This window comes from Lysinibacillus sp. BNK-21, from assembly GCF_048684915.1.
Classification (GTDB): Bacteria; Bacillota; Bacilli; order Bacillales_A; family Planococcaceae; genus Lysinibacillus; species Lysinibacillus capsici.
This window is the reverse complement of the sequence record NZ_JBLQTS010000001.1, coordinates 1,260,813-1,278,567: the sequence shown is the minus strand read 5'-3', so window position 1 is coordinate 1,278,567 and position 17,755 is coordinate 1,260,813. Positions and strand designations below refer to the sequence as shown.

The following is a 17,755-nucleotide window of genomic DNA, read 5'->3' as shown; positions in this document are numbered from 1 at the left end:
TATATCCACTTTGTTATTTTTACATTATTTTGACAAATGACAATTCTCTGCCTTTATCCTCCGTTCCATGCTATGATTAATATGAATTAGTTGCACGGAAGGATTGTGAAATTATTGGAATTTAGACCTTGCATCGATTTACACGATGGCAAAGTAAAGCAAATTGTAGGTAGCACTTTGGGATATACAAATCAAGCAGTTGTAGAAAACTTTATTTCTCAACATGACGCTAGCCACTATGCACAAATGTTTGCCCAAGATCGTTTAACAGGTGGACACGTTATTATGCTAGGCTCTGGTAATGAAGAAGCTGCCCTATCCGCTTTAACAGCCTATCCTCAAGGCTTGCAAATAGGTGGCGGCATTACGGCTGACAATGCTCAAAAGTATATTGACGCAGGCGCTTCGCATGTCATTGTCACATCCTATATTTTTCATGATGGTCAGCTCGATTTAGCGCGTTTAAAGCGCTTAAATCAATTAATTGGTAAAGAACACCTTGTTATCGATCTCAGTTGTAAGATGCGTGACGGAAAGTGGTTTGTCATGACAGATAAATGGACTACATTTAGTCATTTCGAAGTCAATGCTGCGTCGATTGCCTATATTGAAGACTTTTGTGATGAGCTGTTAATACATGCTGTCGATGTTGAAGGAAAAAAGGGTGGTATGCAGGAAAGCTTGGTACAGGATTTAGCTGCCTGGACATCTATTCCAACTACCTATGCAGGTGGCGTTCGTTCAATCGAAGACTTAGAAAAATTTAATCAATTAGCCCACGGAAAACTTCATGTAACCATTGGAAGTGCGCTCTCAATTTTTGGTGGCGATTTACCTTATACAGATGTAGTCGAATATTGTAAAAAAGGCGGGATCTTGTGAAGCTCATTTATAAAGATTATGTTTTTCCATTTCAAGAAACTAATTTAGAGAGAATCATAGATGGTAAGTATTTTAAAGTGAATAAAAAGGATCATTCTCTTGCAATTCATGTACAACTTGACAACGAACAAATGTTATTGGAATTTTCAAAATCACTAAAGGCAACATGTGGGTTCTTACGCGATCAAGAAACAGAGCCTTATATTGGAACCTATATTGATTTACAAATTTTCGTTGATGAGTTTAATAAGCGCTATAACTTAAATGCTGAAATTATTAGTTAAAACAAGGGGACAAATGGTTCCCTTTGTTTAACCTCAAACCCTCTTCTGCATTTCTTCCTTGCCCCTATTTCTGAAACCTTTTCATTGTCATGTGAGTTATATATTGTATAGCATAAACCACAGGGGGCTTTCATGACTAAACTACATATTTTTTTCCTACCTTATTTTTATGCTTTCCGCTCTTCTTATAGAGATGATCACCGTGATCCCCTATGGTGTAGGCTTTCATAGTGGATACAGAACATGGTGGATAACTTTTGGTCCGTTTAATTTTTATATAGCTCGTATTAGTTTGCCTATATTAATTGTTTATTTATGGAAGCTTTCAATCAATAAAAATTTATCATTGACGATAGGATTGAAGTTCCTCATAGAAGGTATATTATTAATGAATCAGATGCAGGGCAAATCATTACGTTTGCTTGTGCATCAAACATTCTTTTATGGAGAGCTATAGAAAATTCCATTTGGAAGTATCTCGTTGCCCATCACAGCTATACAAAAAATAAAAATCGAATAAACCGTAAAAGAAAGGATTTACAAACGATGAAAACTGAACTAGAAGTAAACACTTTAAAATCTTTTCAAACTGAATTAACACGCTTCTTTTTAGCTTACAAATTTGCTCTACAGGAAGTGGAAACGAAAATTAATATATTACAAGAAGAATTTAAGTTAATTCATGAATATAATCCAATTGAGCATGTTTCTACACGTGTAAAATCACCTAAAAGTATTTTAACGAAGATGATGAAAAAAGAGCTTCCTCCATCAATAGAGGCCGTGCGTGAAAATATCCGCGATATAGCTGGTGCTCGCATCACCTGTTCCTTTGTGGAGGATATTTACAAGGTAAGTGCCATGTTACAAGCACAGCATGACATGGAAGTTGTTGAGGTGAAGGATTATATAGCCAATCCAAAAGAAAATGGCTACCAAAGCTTACATCTTATTATTAAAATTCCTATCTTTATGTCAGACCATATGGAAAAGGTCTATACAGAGATCCAAATTCGTACAATTGCAATGGATTTCTGGGCAAGCTTAGAACACAAAATTTATTATAAGTATAACAAAGAAGTACCTGAGCATATTCGACATGAATTAAAGGAAGCCGCACTACAAGCAGCTGAATTAGATCGAAAAATGGAGCGACTGAATAAGGAAATCAATATTTTAAAAGAAAATGAAGCCGAGCCTTCATTGCTAGACAGTACCCCCATCGCACATTTAGCGAAATACTTAACGGAACTACCTGGCAATCAAATAATTGATGACACTCTATTCAAAAAGTAAATTTATTCTATGGTTTAGTTGTCAAATGAAAAACCCACCTCACACGCTGCTTGATCACAGAATGTGAGGTGGATTTTACTTTTTATTCACTATTGCGCTTTCCTTGTAGATTTCGTTGCTACAAAAAAGGAGAAAATAAGAGCACCAATAGCAAAAATAAAGGTAGCTATATATACATAACTGACGCCATTCGCAATAGTATCCTTTAAAAAGCTTACTTCTTCTAATTTAAACCCACCTTTTGCAAATTCACCATTTAATTGAATTTCACCTTTTCCTAATGAAGCCATTTTTTCACTCGTTGCCAGGTTGAAAATCATACCAAATAGCGCTGCACCAATCGCTTGGCTAAATGTATTTGTAAAAGAGTTCAAACCAATTGAAATACCAAGTTGCTTTGGATCTGCCACCTTTTGTATGGAAATCATCAACATCGGCATAATAAAGCCCATCCCTAGCCCTATTAACGATGATGCGAAATAAACGCTGAAATCACTAGAATCTGAAGATAGTCTTGCCAACAATAGTGTACCCGTAACAAGTAAAATCGTACCCATTTGGATAATGCGTTTATTTGTTAAACGACCGATTAAATAACCTGCCATAATCGAGTTCACCGTCCAAAAAATAGACATTGGTGTTAATAATAAACCAGCCTGCGTTGCATTTTTGCCTAAAACACTTTGAGCAAATATAGGAATATAAACGGTTACACCAATGACAATAGACATACCGCTTAAAGTTAATGCATTAATGACCATTAGTCGTCCATTTTTAAACAGTGTTAACGGAATAATTGGCTCCTCTGCTCGTAACTCCACCCAGATAAAAATACTTAAGAATACAAGAGCAACACCATACATTAGCAGCGATTGACCTGATAACCAGGTTTGTGTTTTACTGTTTTCGATAATAACAAACAGTAACGCAACCATGCCAATTGTAAAAAACACTGCACCTAGGTAGTCAATTTTACGCTTCACTGCCTCTAGTTGTTCTTTATAATGTTTAGCAATTAAATAAATAGAGGCTAAACCAAACGGTACATTAATGAAGAAAATAAAATGCCAAGATACTTGGTCAACTATAAAGCCTCCAAATAACGGACCTACTACACCAGAAACGCCCCATACCATACTTAAATAGCTTTGTCCTTTGGCACGCTCTTTTTCAGTCTTAAACAATTCACCAACCATTGTTAATGTAATCGGTAAAATTGAACCTGCGCCAATACCTTGAATTGCTCGAAAAACAATTAATTGCTCCATGGATTGAGCTAAACCACATAACATAGAACCTACTAAAAAAATAATGATACCAGTAATAATCATCCGTTTACGACCAAATAAATCGGCTAATTTACCAAAAATAATCGCCGCTATGGCTGAAGCTAGTAAATAAGCAGAATAAATCCAGCTTATTAAGTCTACACCTAATAAATCAGCCGTAATACTCGGAATAGCAGTACTAACAATAGTTCCCTCAATTGCAGCAAGTGCTGTTACAAGTAATAGTGCAATAAAAACTTTATTCATTCTGTCACCTTTTCCTTTCCTGCATGACATACATTACCAAGTTTGAACTAGAATTAAAAGAGAAAGAGATTCAATTTATGAAAAAATAAACAATTTTTTCTGTATTACTAGATAAAATCAATAAAAAAGCAGCAAGAATGTTAATCAACATTCACTCGCTGCTTATTATCTATCAGTTAAATCGTTGAGCAATCATATCGTAAATATAACGTGCTTGGTCATATTCAGGTTGTAAGGTAAAGGCTTGTTTCAAATGATACATTGCATCCTCTGTTTGTTCGGTAGACACGGCATATAGTACGCCTAAATTATAATGTGCATCTGCATTATTCCAATCCTGTTCAATTAAGAGATCTAGTTCCTTCTTCCCTTCCTCAAACATTTCTAATGCACATAACACTATCGCATAGGCTAAACGAATCTGTGTATCCTCTGGAGCAATTTCTACCGCACGTTGTAAATATGGTAATGCCAATTTTGAGTTATCCAACCGTTCAAAGCATTTCCCCATCATATAATAGACATCGGCACCTTCAATATGATGTTTTAGCGCTTGCTCATATAGCTTCACGGCCTCGGCATAGCGTTCAGCATTGTAATATAAATTCGCTAGACCGTAATAGGCTGTAGCTGCTGATTCATCTACAGTGATTGCCTTTTGGAAGAAACGTTCTGCACGTTCAGTATCCTCTAATACGGCTAATAAATTGCCGAAATTTACATACCCAATAGCATTTTCAGGCTCTGCCTCTATTGCTTTTGTAAATAGTTGAGCAGCATCCTCATAACGTTTTTCTTGAAATGCTTGGATGCCCTGTTCATTATAATTCATTTGTTCTTCACCTCTATGTAGCGAAAGACTGCTTTTAGGAAGCCAAGAGGCCATAAAAGCAGTCTTAACGCAATTTATCCAACATATGTTAGTTTTTCATTACTTTTAAAGACTTCATCAATCGTTCCGCCACCCATACATTCTTCTCCGTTGTATAGCACTACAGCTTGGCCAGGTGTAATTGCACGTACAGGTTCTGCAAATGTAATGTGTGCACGGCCATCTGGTAAAATTTCAACTTCTACTGGTGTATCAGTTTGACGATAACGGAATTTTGCTGTGCAAGAAAATTTCCCAGGCAATTTTTTTGTCGAAGTATAGCTCATTTTCACAGCTGTTAATGATGTTGAATACGAATATTCATTGTCAAAGCCTTGTCCGACAAGTAGAACATTACGCGCTAAATCTTTTCCTAGCACAAACCAAGGCTTGCCGTCCCCACCAATACCAAGCCCGTGTCGTTGACCAAGTGTATAGTACATTAAACCATCGTGTTGGCCCATTACAACGCCATCCATTGTTTCCATTTTCCCAGGTTGCGCTGGTAAATATTGACTCAAGAACTCCTTGAAATTACGTTCACCGATAAAGCAAATGCCTGTTGAATCTTTTTTCTTTGCCGTAGCAAGGCCAGCTTCTTCTGCAATTTTTCGTACTTCTTTTTTCTCTATATCACCAATTGGGAACATTACATGCGCCAATTGCTCTTGGGATAATTGATTTAAAAAGTATGTTTGATCTTTATTATCATCAACGCCACGTAACATTCTAACTTCACCATCACCACTACGATCAATTCGTGCATAGTGACCTGTCGCTAAATAATCAGCACCAAGGTTCATGGCATGCTCTAAAAATGCTTTAAATTTAATTTCTTTATTGCACATAACATCAGGATTTGGTGTACGCCCTGCTTTATATTCTTCTAAAAAGTATGTGAAAACCTTATCCCAATATTGTTTCTCGAAATTGACAGCATAGTATGGGATCCCAATTTGATTACATACTTTTATTACATCGTCATAATCTTCCGTTGCCGTACAAACACCGTTTTCGTCTGTATCATCCCAGTTTTTCATAAAGATCCCGATTACTTCATACCCTTGTTGTTTTAACAAGTATGCCGCCACCGATGAATCTACCCCACCTGACATGCCGACAACAACTCGAATTTGAGAGGGGTCACGTGTTTCTTTCATTGTGGTCACCTTTTCTTTTATCTAATTACAGTTTATGTTTCAATATTTTAACGAAACATAACATAAGTATTTTGCAAATTATTTTTTAGCTAGTTTTTTCACAATTTGAGCCGTTTTTTCTGCTGCATCTTGTATATCCTTTTCCGTTAAACCCTGCCCAAAGCTGAATCGGATTGAATTTCGTAGCTCCTCTGCACTTTGTCCAAACATTGCTACTAACACATGAGAAGGATCAATCGATCCTGCAGTACATGCCGAACCACTCGAAACATAGATACCTGCCATATCAAGGTTCACTAAAAATGATTCTACCTCCATGCCTGCAAAGCTAATATTTAAGACATGAGGCAACGAATCCACCTCATCACCATTTACATGGAATGCTAGCTTTTCCTGTGAAAAAACAGCAAGCATAATTTGCTTAAAGTGATTGTATAGTGAACGCTTTTCTTCACGCAACTCATTTGCAACTTGCACTGCAGTCGCAAAAGCAATAATGGCAGGTATATTTTCAGTACCTGCACGACGTTTTTTCTCTTGTGCGCCCCCAAGAGCATAACTTGCTAACGGTGTTCCTGCTTTTTGATAAAGGAATCCAACACCTTTTGGACCGTTGATTTTATGAGCAGATACACTCAATAAATCCACCTGTAATTCATTTACATCAATGGACTCTAAGCCATAAGCCTGAACCGCATCTGTATGGAATATGGCACTATGCTCACGCAATAGCGCGCCAATCTCAGCAATTGGCTGTATCGTTCCAACTTCATTATTTCCATACATAATTGTCACTAAAATGGTATCATCACGAAGGGCTTTTTGGACATCCTCAATCGCGACACGCCCTTTTTGATCAACAGGTAAATAGGTCACCTCAAAGCCATCACGTTCAAGTTTTTCACACGTATGTAATACTGCATGATGCTCTACTTGCGTTGTTATGATGTGTTTTCCTTCATTTGCACGGGCATAGACAGTTCCTAAAATTGCCATATTGTCAGCTTCTGTGCCACCACTTGTGAAAATAATTTCCCCTGCTTGCGCACCAATTGATTTCGCCAATAGCTCACGTGCATCATCTAGATATTTCCTTGCTTCTCGACCTGCTTTATGAATACTCGATGCATTGCCAAATACCTCTTGCATAGCAGTCGTCATCGCTTCTATTACTTGGCCATTCATTGGAGATGTGGCCGCATGATCGAGATAGATATATGAATTCATGTTGAAAACTCCTTTTTAAACTCTGTGACATCCGCCAGAGGCTTTCGCTTGATTCAGTTAATGCTTGCAAAAAAATAAAAGTGTTCTTCGCTCCTCTATAAGTGGGGAGTCTCCCGTACTTAGTGGTTCATTTTAGTACAAAACATTTGCTGAATCGAGATAAAAGCACAAAACCCACATCACTCATCGTAAAAATAGCCATTGAGATGTGAATAGTTCACAATCTCCCAAAAAAATGAAGTGAATGCAGGAGTAGCGCTTTAGCTTAAACTATTTTAAATATAGAACATGTAGCCTTCCACTACATTTTCTTCTGTATATTGTGCTAAATCTTCAATTGTCGTTGTATCTAACACGTTTTTTACTGCATCACGAATACGTAGCCATAACTCACGTTGCGGGGCTTCTTCATTTTCAATACCCTCTACTGGTTGAATCGGCCCTTCTAGCACACTAATAACATGGGCTGCTGAAATTTCGCTAGGTGGATTTGCTAGCATATAACCACCATAAGCACCACGTACACTTTTTACTAAGCCTGAATTACGAAGCGGAGATACTAATTGCTCTAAATATGCCTCTGAAAGTTCCTTTTCCGCCGCAATTTTACGCAAGGGAATTGGCCCTTCCCCATAATGCTTTGCTAATTCAATCATAATTGTAAGCCCATAACGGCCCTTTGTTGAAATTTTCATTTTATCACCCTCAATTAGTCTAGTCAAAATACTACCAACAGTATATCATAATCTCCTCTTGATGAACTCGGAAATACACCTAGAAGGATATGATATACTAATTAAAGCGATTCATAGTCGTTCAAAATCCATATGAGTGCTTTATTTTAGCGTAAAAAAATGTATGAAGCAAAAAATGACAACGACAGAAAGGGGAAGTTATTTTGCACAATGAACCACTCGCTTTTCGAATGCGACCTTTAACCCTTGATGAGATTGTTGGTCATCAGGATTTCATTGGTCCCAACACAGCCCTTTATAAAATGATTCAAAATGAACATGTCCCTTCCATGTTGCTATATGGAGAACCTGGTATCGGTAAAACATCCATTGCCAATGCCATTGCAGGAAGTTCCAAGCTCCCTTTCTTCGCACTTAATGCTACACGAGCTGGCAAAAAAGATGTGGAAGATATTGTACAAGAAGCAAGAATTTCAGGGAAAGTAATACTTTTCCTAGATGAAATTCATCGTTTCAATAAATTACAGCAAGATACACTGTTACCACATGTAGAAAATGGATCAATTGTATTAATTGGTGCCACGACAGAAAATCCCTATCATGATGTTAATCCAGCGATTCGTTCACGCTGTGGCGAAATTTACCAGCTAAAACGCTTAACGAAGGAAAATTTAATCGAGCTAGTTGAAAAAGCACTTGCTGATGAAAGACGCGGACTAGGTAAATATCATTTTGCCTTAACACCATCACAAATTGAACAAATTGCAGCCGCAGCAAATGGAGATGCACGAAAGGCGTTAACTTTGCTAGAATCCATTTACTATGCCAGTGATGAGGTGGATGGACAAACGGTTGCTGCCGACCATGTCATTGAACATCTCATTAGTCGAATTGGTGTGTATGGCGATAAAAAAGGATCACATTTTTATAATTTACTATCAGCTCTGCAAAAGTCTGTGCGTGGCAGTGATACCAATGCTGCTCTGTATTATCTAGCGCATTTATTGGAAACAGGCGATTTAGTGGCTGTCAGCAGACGCCTACTTGTTATGGCCTATGAGGATATTGGTCTAGCTAATCCCGAAGTCGGACCTCATATATTAGCTGCTATTCAAGCAGCTGAACGACTAGGATTACCAGAGGCACGTATCCCACTTGCCAGTGCTGTCATTGAAATGTGCCTTGCCTCAAAATCCAACTCAGCCATTGTGGCAATTGATGCTGCCATTAAGGCTATTCATGAAGGCAAAACAGGTGATATACCTCATCATTTGCGAGATGCTCATTACGAGGGTGCAAAAGATTTAGGACACGTTGGCTATCAATATCCTCATAACACACCGATCGGTACTTTTGGTGGTTGGGTAGACCAGCAATATTTGCCAGACGAACTTGTAGGAACTGAATTCTACAAACCTGTTATTGCTGGTGAGGAAAAGCGCATGGCTGGCATCTACGACAAACTAAAATCATTTCAAGATAAGAAATAATAAAACAAAGCAAAGTCACTATCTTAAGTAATTGAAATGACTTTGCTTTTTATATAACAACAGGATAGGCTACTCTAGCAATCATCCTGTAAAGCTCGGGTTATTTGTTGTATATCGTTCTTGGTAAAACAAATTTAATGGTTCTGCCAAATGTCGAAGTGATGGCAAAATGGACTCTTTCACATCTCCTTCATTTGCCTTACTATGCAAAAAAACAATCAAATTATACGACTGATACAACAAGCTGGCGAACTCTTGATTGTTTTCTCTTACCTCAAAGCGAATTGCTTTTACAGCAATTGCTTGTGCAATTTTTTGTTCTCTTGTTTCACAGGAGGGCTCCTTACTTAATTCATCATCCGACACTCTGTATAACCGTTTTAATGCACCATATACCTCTTTATTTCCACTAAATCGATCTTTTAACCATTGCAAGACAAATTGCAAAAGAATAACTGCATAGATAAGGGAAAGACATTCATCGCCACGTGATTTTTTTGCTAAGCGTTGGAAATATTCTGCTTGTGTGACTAGTTCAAAAAGAATTAAACGTATTGGATAAAGCATGGCATGACCGCTATTGACGTAAAGCTTTTCTCGATCTCTATACATAGCCAACCAAATATCTTTGACCAATGAAATAGATTTCCTTGTTGAGAGCGCTAATTGACATTGAATAAGCTCCTGTTCAATTGTCGGTTGGATAAGCTGTAGAAATAAAAGTTCATCTTCCTCACTAACTAATAAAAGCGGCTTTTCCAAATTCGCCAAATCTATTTCTATTCCATTTACAATCATTGCTTAGCCCCCTTCCAATAAGTTCTTTCAGCTAAGTTCTTACAGCGTGAGCACATATATTACCAATTTTCTAACTATAATTCGACAAAAAAACATAAATACCTTTCAAGAAAATATGCCTTTTTACTTTCGTCACAATAAAAAAGAACCCACGCTACTAAAAGAGGCAAATAAATCACTCTCTTTCCACATCGAACATTGTAGAAAAAACTGATTTAAATCCCAATAAGTTACGTAGATTCTTGACGTATAGGCTATTTTCAGAAAATAGATAGTCTATTATTGTCTAAGGTTTATGCAGGAAGTTCTTGTTCCACAAATAATTTAAATTGTTGAAGACATTGCTTCACTTCACCTTTTTGTGACAGTACTTCGTTGCGTATGTTTGTTGCTTTTTCTTCATCTTCTAGCACTTCAGTTAAAAGAGCCATGATATCTTCTAATAATTGCTCATTCTCTTCCTGCTCAATACTCGGTAAGGAATAGGCTGCTATTTTTAATAAATGCTCTACTTTTTCAGGCGTTTTTTGCAAAGCATTCGAAGAATAATAGGTCGATGCAGCTAAAAAGTAGCATAATTTTGCACAACAATCGATAAATAAATGCCAATACGTATTTGCTTTCGGTAATTCCCCTGCCCGCTGATTAACATATTCCTTATAATAGGTAGTGACTTGTATATATAAAGGATTCAATTCTCTCATGGCTTTCGGATAGTTGTTGGATGTATCCAAATAGTCAAATACAATGGCATTCATTTTCTCTTGAAGTTTAACAATATCTAAATGATCACGAATTACTTGAATTTCCATTTTCCCACTCTCCCATATGTCATTTGCTGTTTAGCTTTCTGGCTATTCACTGAGTAGCACCAAGCATCTCAAACAAACTGATCGATTATCTAATGGATGATTCAAATTATAGCAATAAACCATATGAAGTAGTGTGGACATGAAAAAAATAAGACAATTTCGTGAATTAATAGCATTTTATGTACATAAGAGGAACTATTTTGGTAAAATTATACCCTTTGTACATAATCATCAAATAAGCATGGTTCGTTTGCTCGATCGATAATTTCAATAATACTTCCATGCACATATTTTTTAATGCGCTTTTGAGGTATATAAAAATAAGCATTGTTCATAATTAACCATTCACTTAATGTTAAATCACTACCTGATTGTTGATTCGTTAAGATTTTTTTGTGTCGCAGAACATCAGCCATTTTATAAAAACCATCTGACAATTCGTAGGCTGATACATCAAAATTAAAAATGGGGCTGACAACCTGTCCAACATCAAAAATATGTATAGTTTGGTTTTCTTCATCTATAGCTAACTCTACTGTGCTAATCTCGTCGAAAAGATTTAAACCTCTATACTCCATTTGATAAATTTTTTCCATTTGTATACGCCTCCTTTTTTACAACGGTCTAATTGTAACATAGAAAAAGTAGCTACCTCTAAATACAATTAAGGCAGCTACTTCTACGAAAATGAACATTTATGCTGTTTTTTGACTATTACCAAAGCACCGTATTTGGTATTAACCTTGTACGCGCGTAATTTTCACATCTTTTAGGATGGTATTGACTACCCAGCTTGCTGCAATTAAACCTGCTACTGACGGTACAAAAGCGTTAGATGAAGGTGGCATCTTTGCTTTTCGAATTGCTGCATCCGGCTTACCTACATGTTCGACAACATCTGGACGTACGACAATTGGACTTTCATCTGAAAATACAACCGTAACACCCTTATGAATACCTTCTTTACGTAGCTTAGTACGAATGATTTTAGCCAATGGGTCTGTATGTGTTTTTGAAATATCTGCAATTTGGAAGCGAGTAGGGTCCATCTTATTTGCTGCACCCATGCTTGAAATAATAGGAATATTACGCTTTAAACATTCCTTCATTATATGAATTTTATACATCACTGTATCACTTGCATCGATTACATAATCAATGCCTTGTGCAAAAAATTCTTCATAAGTTTCTTCCGTATAAAACATGTGCATGTCAATCACTTCACATGCTGGGTTAATATCTGCAATACGCTCTTTCATGACAGCTGATTTTGATTGACCAACTGTTGATAAGTATGCAACAAGTTGTCTGTTGACATTTGTGATATCTACATTGTCCTTATCGACTAGAATAATACGGCCGATTCCGCTTCGTGCACATGCCTCAGCCGCGAATGAACCGACACCACCCACACCAAGAATGGCAACCGTTGTATTTTTTAATTTCTCGAGACCCTCTGTTCCTATTGCGAGCTCGTTACGTGAAAATTGATGTAACATCCTGACACTCTCCATCTATGAAATTTTATTAGTAAACCTAGTTATATACTAAGATAAAATCAAAACCTATCTTACATTTTATCATGTTATTGTTCAAGATAAAAATATAAAGAAAAAGTCAAAATTGTCTACTTCAATCCTTTGAGATAATAATCCATAAAAAAATTCCATCCAATTCTGCTATATATGGTAAAATGGCACATTAAAATTAGTTCATTATTCAGGTAAATCTTATATAACATTATGCTCAACCACATAAAGAAAAAGAGATTGATGACTCAATCTCTTTCTCACTCTTCTTTACTTTGTAAAACCAAATGATGCCCATGGTTGAATGCATGTTAATAAAAATAGTTCTTCCTCGACAATGCTAGCTACGACATTACTCGATCCTGTATTCGGAATGTCCTTTAGCACAATCTGTAGCTCTCCCTTATAACGAACATCTAAATTATTATCAATCGTGACATTTCCTCTTTTTAATGGCCGTATATCATGCACAGGAAAATCTCCATTTTTATATTTGACGCGAGATTGGGTGCTCCGAATCACGTATTCAGACACATCACCCCGATTAAAATGAGGCTCTTTATAAAGAATCGTCTCCTCTAAAATGCTTGTGTCTTCAGACTGGACAACCCTTAACTCAAGCTTATTACGATTTAATTGTCCTAATGCACGTAGTTCTTCCTCAGAAGCAAACATATTGCCAATAATACAATCGTCAATTAACCCTGTATGCCATAAATCTTTCGCCTGTACAGTGATTGGGAGATAACGGTGTTCCTCTAATGTAGGTAACCCGTGCTCTGTTTGCTCCCAAGGTCCATATTGACCATGTTGTGAGGAGATCATTGCTGCTGTTCTCACATTGTGCGCTTTAAAGTGTTGTGACGTTTGTAAAAAATGCTGACGAGATAGCCCCGTAAATCGTTTTGGATAAAAATTATGACAGCCGATAATGTTCTCTTTATTGGGCTGATAAGAGATAATATTATCTACATACTTCGTACCATTACTAATGTTTAATTCTATTTTTAGATGACTTGCATCGAGTGACATCAACGCTTCTTCTTGACCTGAAAATCCCATATCTAAACGTAAGGCTGCCAAATAATAATGTTCTTTTAAATAGCCAATATCCCTATAAGTTAAGCCTAAATCATCAAAAACACCTGGTGCAATATCGGCGGATATGTCAAAGCCGAGGCGTTGCGCAAATTCGTTGATTTGTTGTAATTTTTGACGCTCCTCATCCTGTTTTAAGGACATTAGGCATGTGAATATACGATCAAAGCCATTATCATGAGCCACCTGAACATAGCGCTTCATCTCCTCTAGCGTACTATGCTGCGGATATAGCGAGATTCCTAATCTTTTCACTTCAAACCCTCCGTTAATTGATGCTTATACTTCCACTTTTTGTCCTCTGGATTCCACTACAGATTCCTCACTCTGTGCCGCTAAAGCAGCTTTTTGCTCATTCTGCCTTGCCATACGGTTCGCCATCGAGATAAATGGCAGATAAATACAAACAGCAATGATAATTAAGACCATACTCAAAACAGCACCACGCCAAGATTGAGTTGCTAAAAAGCCATTAATAATCGGCGGTGTTGTCCAAGGCGGTGAAACGGTAGCGGCTGGCACCCAGCCCCATTTCGTTGCAAAGAATGCAATTGTTACGTTTATCATTGGTGTCAAAATGAACGGAACAAATAAAACCGGATTTAATACAATTGGTAACCCAAAAAGTAATGGCTCATTGATATTGAAAATCCCAGGTGCTGCGGATAATTTCCCAACTGTATTATATTGCTTATTCTTTCTCGCAAATATGAAAATCGCAATAATAAGTGCTATTGTTGTACCAGAGCCTCCCATATTAATAAAAGCATCAAAGAATGGTTTATTGACAATGTAAGGCGCAACTTTACCAGCAGAGATTGCTGCAACATTTTCATTAATAGCTGGTAAATTAATCGTTTGCATGAATGGTTCGATGATATTTGCTCCATGTACGCCAAGTGTCCATAAAAATGTAGGTATAAATGCCAAAATTAAAGCAGCAAGCCATGTATTTGTAAGACCCATAAATGGCTCTTGAATCGCAGAGTAGAAGGACCCGACAATATCTGGTATATCAAAACCTGCTGAAATAATTGTACGTACTAAAGCAAATATTCCAATCGTAATAATGGCAGGAAGTAACGCAGCAAATGATTTGGCAACAGCTGGTGGTACACCAGTTGGCATTTTGATTAGTAGTTTAGGATTGCCAGACAATCTACAAAACAATTCTGTAGAAAGTAGTGCAACAATCAGAGCAATAAATATACCACCCGTGCCTGTTGTTAAGCCGGTTAATCCGCCTTCCCCGAAAGTCCCAAACGTCATGTAGCTTGATAAACTAATTACTCCAGCAGACAGACCATCTTTTTGATAACTTTTAGCAAGATGATAAGCAACAGTAAAGGCAAGTAGCAGTGAAATGATATTAAATGTAGCACTCCAAATATTACCGCCAAATTGAGTCCATGTCTCATGTTTCCAGATGGCATCGAGTGTATTTTGATAAAATTTGATAGGCAAATTGTTAATAAGTACAGCCAAAGATCCCACAATCGTTAAAGGCATAATCGTAATAAATCCGTCACGAATGGCAACTAAATGACGCTGATTCCCTACCCTAGCAGCAACCGGTACAAACTTTTCTTCTAAAAAACGGAACACTCACATACACTCCCTTTGCTTTTTATTGATAACATCAAAATTTGATGTTACTCCCCTTGGATTCGTTCATATAGCTCAATCATTTCCTGTGCTAAATCTCGAAAAGTAATAGCATTCATTAAATGATCCTGGGCATGAATTAATAACATCGAAACCTCTACCTTTTCTCCCCTTGCTTCTTGAGAAAGTAACCCCGTTTGAGCATGATGCGCTTCAATTAATGACTCATTCGCTAATTTGATTTTTTCTTTTGCTGCCTCAATTTGCCCCTTTTTTGCTAGCTGAATAGCTTCCATACACTCACTTTTCGTATTTCCACTATGCACAATCAGTCCCATAATGGATGCCATTAATGCTGTATCTTCCATTCCCCATTGCCCCTTCTTTTATCCAATTAGTTGTAGAGCCTGTTTCAGGACATTTTCACCGTTCATCATGCCGTAATCCGCCATATTGATCACATCGATTGGAAAGCCTTTATCCTTATATTTTGTTTCAAATGAACCTTTCAAATAACGAACCTGTGGGCCTAATAAAAGAACATCAGCCTTCTTTGTCGCTAAGATCTTTTCCACCTCTCCTTCAGCAATGGCGTAAATATCGGCGTAAATATTTTGCTCTTGCGCTGCTTTTTGCATCTTCGACACTAATAAACTAGTACTCATACCTGCTACACACACTAACATGATGTTTTTCATTCGATACACTCCTTTTATTTTCTTCGATTGTGTAATCGCTTACTTATTTTGAGAATAGCACCTATTGGTATATACCACAATATAAATTTTACATTAAATTTATTTATATCAAGTTATTTACAAAATTGGGCTATATCAATTTTGTCGTGAAATTAATGATTATAATCAACTGGTATAGTCCAGAAAAAAAGCCAAAAAATTTTTAAATTTTCTTATTATTCAATACCTAGAAATACTCATAAAATGCTGGCTTTTCAGTAGGGATTGCCCATTGCCACTGTTCGATCACCTTTTCTACCGTAGGTTGATTAGCATAGACAACTGTTTCTTTGACAGAAAGATAACCTACCATCATCGCAGAAAAAAGATTAATTGGTAGTGTTAACATATGCTTGTCAGAGACTGAACTTGTCTCAATTATTGCGACCTGACCATTTTTATTTATTTGATAAATATGCTCATTCCAGAGACAAAATGGATCTTCAATACGAATCGTTAATGTTTCTTGAATATCCTTCCACGGATACTGCTGCATAAATGCATAAACATCTACTACTCTAATCATCACATCCTGTATGACTTCCCTTTTGAATTGTGGCTCCTTGAAATAAAAGCCAAAAGGATAATGATTACTAGTAACTCCCGTTATGCTACTGACACTTGCTGCATGAGATGTCATATAACGCCACATAGCTTGTTCAGCTAAGAGATTTGCTACAATAAAGTCTTGGATAGTAAATGTCCCATCTCGAATCGTATAACGAATATAGCCTTCTATGTTACTGCCTTGAAAATAGGCAGCAAAGTGACTATCTGGACTCCTTCTTTCAAGTCTTTTCCACCATCCATCATCCCTTACCATGCCACCATTTCGAATGATTGCCTGTGCATTATGAAAATCCTTAATCATCTGAAAGAGCACAGGATCTAACCACTCAAAGCTCATCCTTTTCATGTCGTCTACTTGTTTCCCTAAAGAGGGAAACATAGTTTGAGGGATTGTATAATGGAGCTTCTCAAAAAATAATTCCCAGCCAAAATAACGATAGAAGGACACAGAAAATGGCGCTAATACTGAAATCGTTTGTCCATTGTCTCGCATTTTTTGCAGCGCTTCTGTCATAAGCCTTTTGATAATACCCTGTTGTCGATACTCAGGATACGTTGCAACAAAGCCAATGCCTCCCATTTTAAATGAAACTCCATGCACTGTAATATTTAGCGGTAATATTAATAGCTGCCCAACAATTTTTTTGTCATCATAAGCACCTAAGGTCGTGCTTTGCTCAATCCAATAATGAAAATCCTCTCGACGAGCCCCTGAGTACTTATTTGGAAAGCAATAGTCTCTCAATCGATGAATCTGCCCATAATCATTAGGCGAGACGATGTGAATGTCCATTTAACCACCCCTTAAATTCCCAATATTCAGATAATTATTCATAAGATTCTTTTACAGTGGCATAATCACAACCACTGCAAGAATCTTTTATCCCTCTTGCCATTCTTCTCCTATTGCTTTAGACAACATGACTTCAGTAATAGTTTGAAATAATGTTGCTACATCTGGCCCATCTGCTGAAATTTCCACTACACTTCCTTGTTTAACACCTAATGACATCACGCCCATAATAGACTTTAAATTAACGAATTTTTCTTCGTATGTTAATTTAATATCACTTTGAAATGGTGTCACTGCAGTTACGAGTAATGCAGCCGGTCTGGCATGAATACCTTCAGTAGATGTAATTTTATACATTTTCTTCATTTACATA

The 17,755-nt window shown here is 37.0% G+C and carries 19 protein-coding genes; 4 read left to right on the top strand and 15 right to left on the bottom strand.

Annotated features, from left to right (window positions below):
- Window positions 1–114 precede the first annotated feature (114 nt).
- The 3 genes from hisA to ACMGGO_RS06385 all read left to right on the top strand — a co-directional run bounded on the left by hisA (window position 115) and on the right by ACMGGO_RS06385 (window position 2,462).
- On the top strand, window positions 115–882 hold the full coding sequence (gene hisA, locus ACMGGO_RS06395) for a phosphoribosylformimino-5-aminoimidazole carboxamide ribotide isomerase (RefSeq protein ID WP_048392137.1): 768 nt from the start codon (window positions 115–117) through the stop codon (window positions 880–882).
- Window positions 879–1,166, top strand: a complete 288-nt coding sequence (locus tag ACMGGO_RS06390; RefSeq protein ID WP_048392136.1) for a hypothetical protein — start codon at window positions 879–881, stop codon at window positions 1,164–1,166. Before hisA ends, ACMGGO_RS06390 begins: the two co-directional genes overlap by 4 nt.
- Before the next feature lie 546 nt (window positions 1,167–1,712).
- Entirely contained in the window at window positions 1,713–2,462 is a 750-nt protein-coding gene (locus tag ACMGGO_RS06385) for a GTP pyrophosphokinase (RefSeq protein WP_048392669.1), read from the top strand.
- Window positions 2,463–2,551: 89 nt separating this feature from the next.
- Here the strand turns inward: ACMGGO_RS06385 and ACMGGO_RS06380 are convergent, their stop codons facing one another.
- From ACMGGO_RS06380 to cymR, 5 genes are all read right to left on the bottom strand, one after another.
- Window positions 2,552–3,997, bottom strand: a complete 1,446-nt coding sequence (locus ACMGGO_RS06380; RefSeq protein WP_066036483.1) for an MDR family MFS transporter — start codon at window positions 3,995–3,997, stop codon at window positions 2,552–2,554.
- Window positions 3,998–4,169: 172 nt separating this feature from the next.
- The gene (locus ACMGGO_RS06375; RefSeq protein WP_048392133.1) at window positions 4,170–4,829 is read right to left on the bottom strand and encodes a tetratricopeptide repeat protein; all 660 of its coding nucleotides are present in this window, start codon (window positions 4,827–4,829) and stop codon (window positions 4,170–4,172) included.
- A gap of 74 nt (window positions 4,830–4,903) precedes the next feature.
- Window positions 4,904–6,028, bottom strand: coding sequence for a tRNA 2-thiouridine(34) synthase MnmA (gene mnmA / locus ACMGGO_RS06370; RefSeq protein ID WP_420281671.1), 1,125 nt, complete (start codon window positions 6,026–6,028; stop codon window positions 4,904–4,906).
- Between the two features lie 78 nt (window positions 6,029–6,106).
- Window positions 6,107–7,255: a cysteine desulfurase family protein gene (locus tag ACMGGO_RS06365; protein WP_054550056.1), complete on the bottom strand. Its 1,149-nt coding sequence runs from the start codon at window positions 7,253–7,255 to the stop codon at window positions 6,107–6,109.
- 275 nt (window positions 7,256–7,530) lie between these two features.
- Window positions 7,531–7,950 (bottom strand): cysteine metabolism transcriptional regulator CymR, encoded by a 420-nt coding sequence (cymR, locus tag ACMGGO_RS06360; protein ID WP_004226809.1) that lies wholly within the window; start codon window positions 7,948–7,950, stop codon window positions 7,531–7,533.
- Between the two features lie 203 nt (window positions 7,951–8,153).
- Between cymR and ACMGGO_RS06355 the strand changes: the two genes are divergently transcribed.
- Window positions 8,154–9,440, top strand: coding sequence for a replication-associated recombination protein A (locus tag ACMGGO_RS06355; RefSeq protein WP_131520511.1), 1,287 nt, complete (start codon window positions 8,154–8,156; stop codon window positions 9,438–9,440).
- Window positions 9,441–9,521: 81 nt separating this feature from the next.
- On the opposite strand, the gene ACMGGO_RS06350 is transcribed toward ACMGGO_RS06355, so the two are convergent.
- From ACMGGO_RS06350 to ACMGGO_RS06305, 10 genes are all read right to left on the bottom strand, one after another.
- The gene (locus ACMGGO_RS06350; protein WP_279495616.1) at window positions 9,522–10,238 is read right to left on the bottom strand and encodes a hypothetical protein; all 717 of its coding nucleotides are present in this window, start codon (window positions 10,236–10,238) and stop codon (window positions 9,522–9,524) included.
- A gap of 293 nt (window positions 10,239–10,531) precedes the next feature.
- The gene (locus tag ACMGGO_RS06345; RefSeq protein ID WP_048392128.1) at window positions 10,532–11,050 is read right to left on the bottom strand and encodes a hypothetical protein; all 519 of its coding nucleotides are present in this window, start codon (window positions 11,048–11,050) and stop codon (window positions 10,532–10,534) included.
- A gap of 209 nt (window positions 11,051–11,259) precedes the next feature.
- Window positions 11,260–11,646 (bottom strand): hypothetical protein, encoded by a 387-nt coding sequence (locus ACMGGO_RS06340; protein WP_112118171.1) that lies wholly within the window; start codon window positions 11,644–11,646, stop codon window positions 11,260–11,262.
- A gap of 141 nt (window positions 11,647–11,787) precedes the next feature.
- Window positions 11,788–12,549, bottom strand: coding sequence for a tRNA threonylcarbamoyladenosine dehydratase (locus ACMGGO_RS06335; RefSeq protein ID WP_048392126.1), 762 nt, complete (start codon window positions 12,547–12,549; stop codon window positions 11,788–11,790).
- A 300-nt stretch (window positions 12,550–12,849) separates the two neighbouring features.
- The gene (locus tag ACMGGO_RS06330; RefSeq protein ID WP_374805175.1) at window positions 12,850–13,932 is read right to left on the bottom strand and encodes a DUF871 domain-containing protein; all 1,083 of its coding nucleotides are present in this window, start codon (window positions 13,930–13,932) and stop codon (window positions 12,850–12,852) included.
- A gap of 24 nt (window positions 13,933–13,956) precedes the next feature.
- Complete coding sequence (locus ACMGGO_RS06325; RefSeq protein ID WP_112118169.1) at window positions 13,957–15,282, bottom strand: PTS sugar transporter subunit IIC; 1,326 nt, start codon at window positions 15,280–15,282, stop codon at window positions 13,957–13,959.
- Between the two features lie 47 nt (window positions 15,283–15,329).
- Window positions 15,330–15,650: a PTS lactose/cellobiose transporter subunit IIA gene (locus ACMGGO_RS06320; protein ID WP_004226783.1), complete on the bottom strand. Its 321-nt coding sequence runs from the start codon at window positions 15,648–15,650 to the stop codon at window positions 15,330–15,332.
- Window positions 15,651–15,668: 18 nt separating this feature from the next.
- Complete coding sequence (locus ACMGGO_RS06315) at window positions 15,669–15,980, bottom strand: PTS sugar transporter subunit IIB (RefSeq protein WP_420281670.1); 312 nt, start codon at window positions 15,978–15,980, stop codon at window positions 15,669–15,671.
- Window positions 15,981–16,206: 226 nt separating this feature from the next.
- Complete coding sequence (locus tag ACMGGO_RS06310; RefSeq protein ID WP_420281669.1) at window positions 16,207–17,382, bottom strand: GNAT family N-acetyltransferase; 1,176 nt, start codon at window positions 17,380–17,382, stop codon at window positions 16,207–16,209.
- A gap of 87 nt (window positions 17,383–17,469) precedes the next feature.
- The gene (locus ACMGGO_RS06305; RefSeq protein ID WP_420281668.1) at window positions 17,470–17,748 is read right to left on the bottom strand and encodes an HPr family phosphocarrier protein; all 279 of its coding nucleotides are present in this window, start codon (window positions 17,746–17,748) and stop codon (window positions 17,470–17,472) included.
- Window positions 17,749–17,755 lie beyond the last annotated feature (7 nt).